2 protein-coding genes and 2 pseudogenes are annotated in these 4,369 nt (G+C 62.0%); 3 read left to right on the top strand and 1 reads right to left on the bottom strand.

The genetic code is table 11. The features are described 5' to 3' along the window. Positions 1-203 (bottom strand): annotated as a pseudogene (locus EN750_RS20665) (Na/Pi cotransporter family protein); the annotation flags it as partial. Positions 204-590: 387 nt separating this feature from the next. On the opposite strand from EN750_RS20665, the gene EN750_RS20660 reads away from it, so the two are divergent. The 3 genes and pseudogenes from EN750_RS20660 to EN750_RS20650 all read left to right on the top strand — a co-directional run. Beyond that, positions 591-971, top strand: coding sequence for an RcnB family protein (locus EN750_RS20660; protein ID WP_127270906.1), 381 nt, complete (start codon positions 591-593; stop codon positions 969-971). 136 nt (positions 972-1,107) lie between these two features. Then, positions 1,108-3,041, top strand: a pseudogene (gene dnaG / locus EN750_RS20655) (DNA primase). Between the two features lie 422 nt (positions 3,042-3,463). Further along, on the top strand, positions 3,464-4,369 hold a 906-nt coding region (locus EN750_RS20650), incomplete at its 3' end, for an RNA polymerase sigma factor region1.1 domain-containing protein (protein WP_281062311.1).

The raw sequence follows: 4,369 nt of genomic DNA, 5'->3' as shown, positions 1-4,369 counted from the left end.
GTGACGGCGGTGGAGCTTTGCAGGGCGATGGCAAGGCCGGTGCCGGCCAGCACCGCCATGATTGGATTGCGCATGGTGGCGCGCAGGCGATGGCGCAGCACGTCGCCATAGGCGCGTTCGACGCCTGTCTTCACCATGCGGGTGGCAAACAGCATCAGCGCCACGGCGCCGGCCAGATGCAGAAGGACGGCGGACCCGCTCATTTCGCCCCCCGCATGCAAACAGGATGCGCGTCCTGTTTGGCGTGGCGATCAGAAGGGAAAACGAGGATACGAATCATGTTCATGGCGGTGGCTTATAATAGCTCGAATATTTTAGCCGGGTAATAAAATCTTGTCGATTTCAAGGGCTGTTGCAGCGCGACGGGCGGTGTCGGAAAATGGACGGACGCGCAAATGGTTGCATTGCGGGGCGGGCGCGAAGCAACGGATAGGCCGAGTTAGCAGCGCGACCGGCTCCTGCCTTTGCAATCATGTTCAGCTTTCTTGGGTAAATCAAGGAATTCATTACGCAATTGTAATGCAGGCGTTCAGTTTCGGTTCATCGGTGGCCCGCTATTCCCTGGGCATCGACAACCAAGGAGACTTCTCTTGAAACGCATTGTCCTTTCCGCACTCGCTTTCTCGATGCTGGCCGCTACGTCCCTCACCGGCCAAGCCGCACCGCTGAACGCACCGAACGCTCCGCAGTCGAACTACAGCCAGGTCGACTGGCAAAAGCCCACCAACAGGGATGTCAAGAAGCGCTTCATCCAGAAGCGCGTCATCCATAAGAAGGTCATCGTAAAGCGCAACAACTGGCGCAACGGCCACAAATATTCAGGCTGGAGACAGCACCAGCCGATCCGCGACTACGGCCGCTATGGCCTGCATCGTCCCGGCCGCGGCCAGGAATGGATCCGCGTCGGAAACGACTATGTGTTGGTCGGTGTGCTCTCCGGCGTCATTTTCGGCGCGCTTGCCGCGCACTGATCGCTCCCCAGGCGGATATTGGAAAGAGGCGGCCCGCAACGGCCGCCTCTTTTGCCTGTGGAAACCGGGTATGGCCCGCATTAAGGGTCGTCGGAATTCGCGGGTATGATTATATAATCGGGAAACGAGTTCCCCGATGCGCTTTCCACCCGCCTTCCTCGACGAGATACGCGACCGCGTGCCGATTTCATCGGTGATCGGCCAGCGCGTTGCGTGGGACAGGAAGAAAACCAACGCGCCGCGCGGCGACTATTGGGCCTGTTGTCCGTTCCACGGCGAGAAGAGCCCGTCCTTCCACTGCGAGGACAAAAAGGGCCGCTACCACTGTTTCGGCTGTTCTGTTTCGGGCGATCATTTCAAGTTCCTCACCGAACTCGACGGGATGAGCTTTCCCGAAGCGGTCGAAAAGATCGCCGACATGGCCGGTGTGCCGATGCCGGTTCGCGATGCGCAGGAGGAGCGGCGCGAAAAGGAACGCGCCAGCCTGACCGACGTCATGGAGATGGCCACCGCCTTCTTCCAGGAACGGCTGCAGGGGCCGGAAGGCGCCAAGGCGCGTGCCTATCTGCGCGACCGCGGACTGACGCCGGCGACGCAGCAATCGTTCCGGCTCGGTTTTGCGCCCGACAGCCGCAATGCGCTGAAGGAGCATCTCGCCGCCAAGGGCGTGCCCAAGGCCGACATCCAGGCTTGTGGACTGGTGCGCCACGGTGACGACATCCCGGTTTCCTATGACTGGTTCCGCGACCGCATCATGTTCCCGATTCCGGATTCCCGGGGCAAGATCATCGCCTTCGGCGGCCGTGCTTTGCAGCCGGACGCGCTGGCCAAATACATGAACTCGCCTGACACCGAGCTCTTCCACAAGGGCAATGTGCTCTATAATTTCGCCCGCGCCCGCAAGGCCTTGGCCAAGGGCGGCACGGTCATCGCCGTCGAAGGCTATATGGACGTGATCGCACTGGCGCAGGCCGGCTTCGAGAATGTCGTGGCGCCGCTCGGCACCGCGCTTACCGAGAACCAGCTCGAACTGCTCTGGCGCATGGCGCCGGAGCCGATGCTGTGCTTCGACGGCGACAAGGCCGGGCTGAAGGCAGCGTGGCGGGCCGCCGATATGGCGCTGCCATCTGTGCAGGCCGGCCGTTCGGCGCGCTTCGCGCTGCTGCCGGAAGGCAAGGATCCCGACGATCTGGTCAAGACCGAAGGACCGGATGCTTTTCGTCGCGTGCTGGCCGAGGCGCGGCCGCTGGTCGACCTTTTGTGGATGCGTGAGACGGCGGGCGGCGTCTTCGATACGCCGGAGCGGGGGCCGAACTCGAGAAGACGCTGCGCGAGCTGACCAGCCGCATCCGCGACGAAAGCCTGCGCTACCACTACCAGCAGGAGATGCGCGAGCGTGTGCTGAGCTTCTTCGGCTCGCAGCGCAGTGGGCGTCAAGGTCGGCAGGACTGGAAACAGGGCCAGGGCAAGACGGCCGCGCCCGGCGGGCAGTTCGCCAAAGGCGGTGGCGGCCGCATTGCGATCACCGAAAGCCTCGGCCAGTCGGCTTTGGTCAAACGCGGCGGCGAGGGGATGTCGGTGCGCGAGGCGACGATCATCGTCGCGTTGATCAACCATCCGGCGCTGATCGACGAGAATTTCGCCCATATCGAGTTCCTCGATCTCGCCAACTCCGACCTGAGGCGGCTGCATGCGGCAATCCTAGATGCGATGGCGCATGACATGGCCAATGACCGGCAGGCGGTGATTGCGACGATCGAACGCGCTGGCTGCGCCGAGATCTGGGAGCGGGCCGTCGGGCTGATCCGGCGGATGCGGCAATGGCCGGCGCTGGAGACCGCCGCCCTTGAAGATGCCCGCGATGCTTTCAGCCAGGCGCTGCACTTGCAGCGCAGCGCGCGCACCTTACATAAGGAACTGAAACAGGCGGAAGCGGCGCTCGCCACCGATCCCACAGACGAAAACTACCGGCATCTGATCGAAATTCAGGCGCAATTCCAGGATGTGCAGGCCACGGAAGCGCTGATCGAAGGGTTTGGCGTCTCCTCGGGCAGGGCTGGGCGAGCTTAGTTGGAAGCGAGTGAATTGAGAAAGCGTCGTTGCGCGTCCAAATGGCGCGTAACGGGCTAAGTCGGGTAATTGATTCGCTTTTTTCATGCGAATCATGCGAGAGGCGCTTGACCTTCTGGCAGATTGGCGGAATCAGGACGATTCGAAACGTTAACCCGAACCCGCGTCGACGGGAAATAAGCGATGTGAGGTACTGGTCACTGGACAGGCAGCCCGCCTGCCACAGATATCAGGGTTAATCTGGACTTAATGCATGTCGCCCAAAAGGGGAAACCGATTTGGGCAACGACATACACCAAACGAAACGAGTTGATGCAGTTACTGGCCCGGTGAAGCGCGTTTCATAAGCGAGCGCATCCGATTTGACTGGTCCGACAGCTTACGCGGCTTTGAAGTTCGGCCGCTAGGAGAAGATAAAGACTATGGCGACAAAGGAAAAGGAAGAGGTCGAAACCGAACGCGAAGGCGCCACCGATGGCCCTCTGCTCGACCTTTCCGATGATGCTGTCAAGAAGATGATCAAGGCCGCCAAGAAGCGGGGCTATGTCACCATGGACGAGCTGAATTCGGTGCTGCCCTCAGAGGAAGTGACCTCCGAGCAGATCGAGGACACGATGGCGATGCTGTCCGACATGGGCATCAACGTGGTCGAGGACGACGAGCAGGGCGAGGAGCCCGAGGCCGCCGACACCGCGGCCGATGCCGAGGAAGACGCCAACGAGTTGGCTGAGCAGACCGGCACCGCGGTCGCCGCCACCACCACCAAGAAAGAACCGACCGATCGCACCGACGATCCGGTGCGCATGTATCTGCGCGAGATGGGCTCGGTCGAGCTGTTGTCGCGCGAGGGCGAAATTGCCATCGCCAAGCGCATCGAGGCCGGCCGCGAGACGATGATCGCGGGTCTGTGCGAAAGCCCGCTGACCTTCCAGGCCATCATCATCTGGCGCGACGAACTCAACGAATCCAAGATCCTGCTGCGCGAGATCATCGATCTCGAAGCCACCTATGCCGGCCCCGAGGCCAAGCAGGCGCCGGTGGTCGAGCGCGTCGAGGAAGCCAAGGTCGAGGACAAGCCGCGCCGTTCGCGCGACGACGAAGACGACATCACGAATGTCGGCGCCGATACGCGTGGGCTGACGGATGACGACGACGAAGACGAGGACGAAGCGAGCCTGTCGCTGGCCGCGATGGAAGCGGAACTCCGCCCGCAGGTGATGGAGACGCTCGACGTTATCGCCGACACCTACAAAAAGCTGCGCAAGCTGCAGGACCAGCAGGTCGAGAACAGGCTCGCCGCCGCCGGCACGCTGTCGCCCAGCCAGGAC

This window comes from Mesorhizobium sp. M7A.F.Ca.ET.027.03.2.1 (genome assembly GCF_003999175.1).
Taxonomy (GTDB): Bacteria; Pseudomonadota; Alphaproteobacteria; order Rhizobiales; family Rhizobiaceae; genus Mesorhizobium.
Note: the sequence above shows the minus strand (reverse complement) of the source record. Positions and strands in the feature narration are given on the sequence as shown.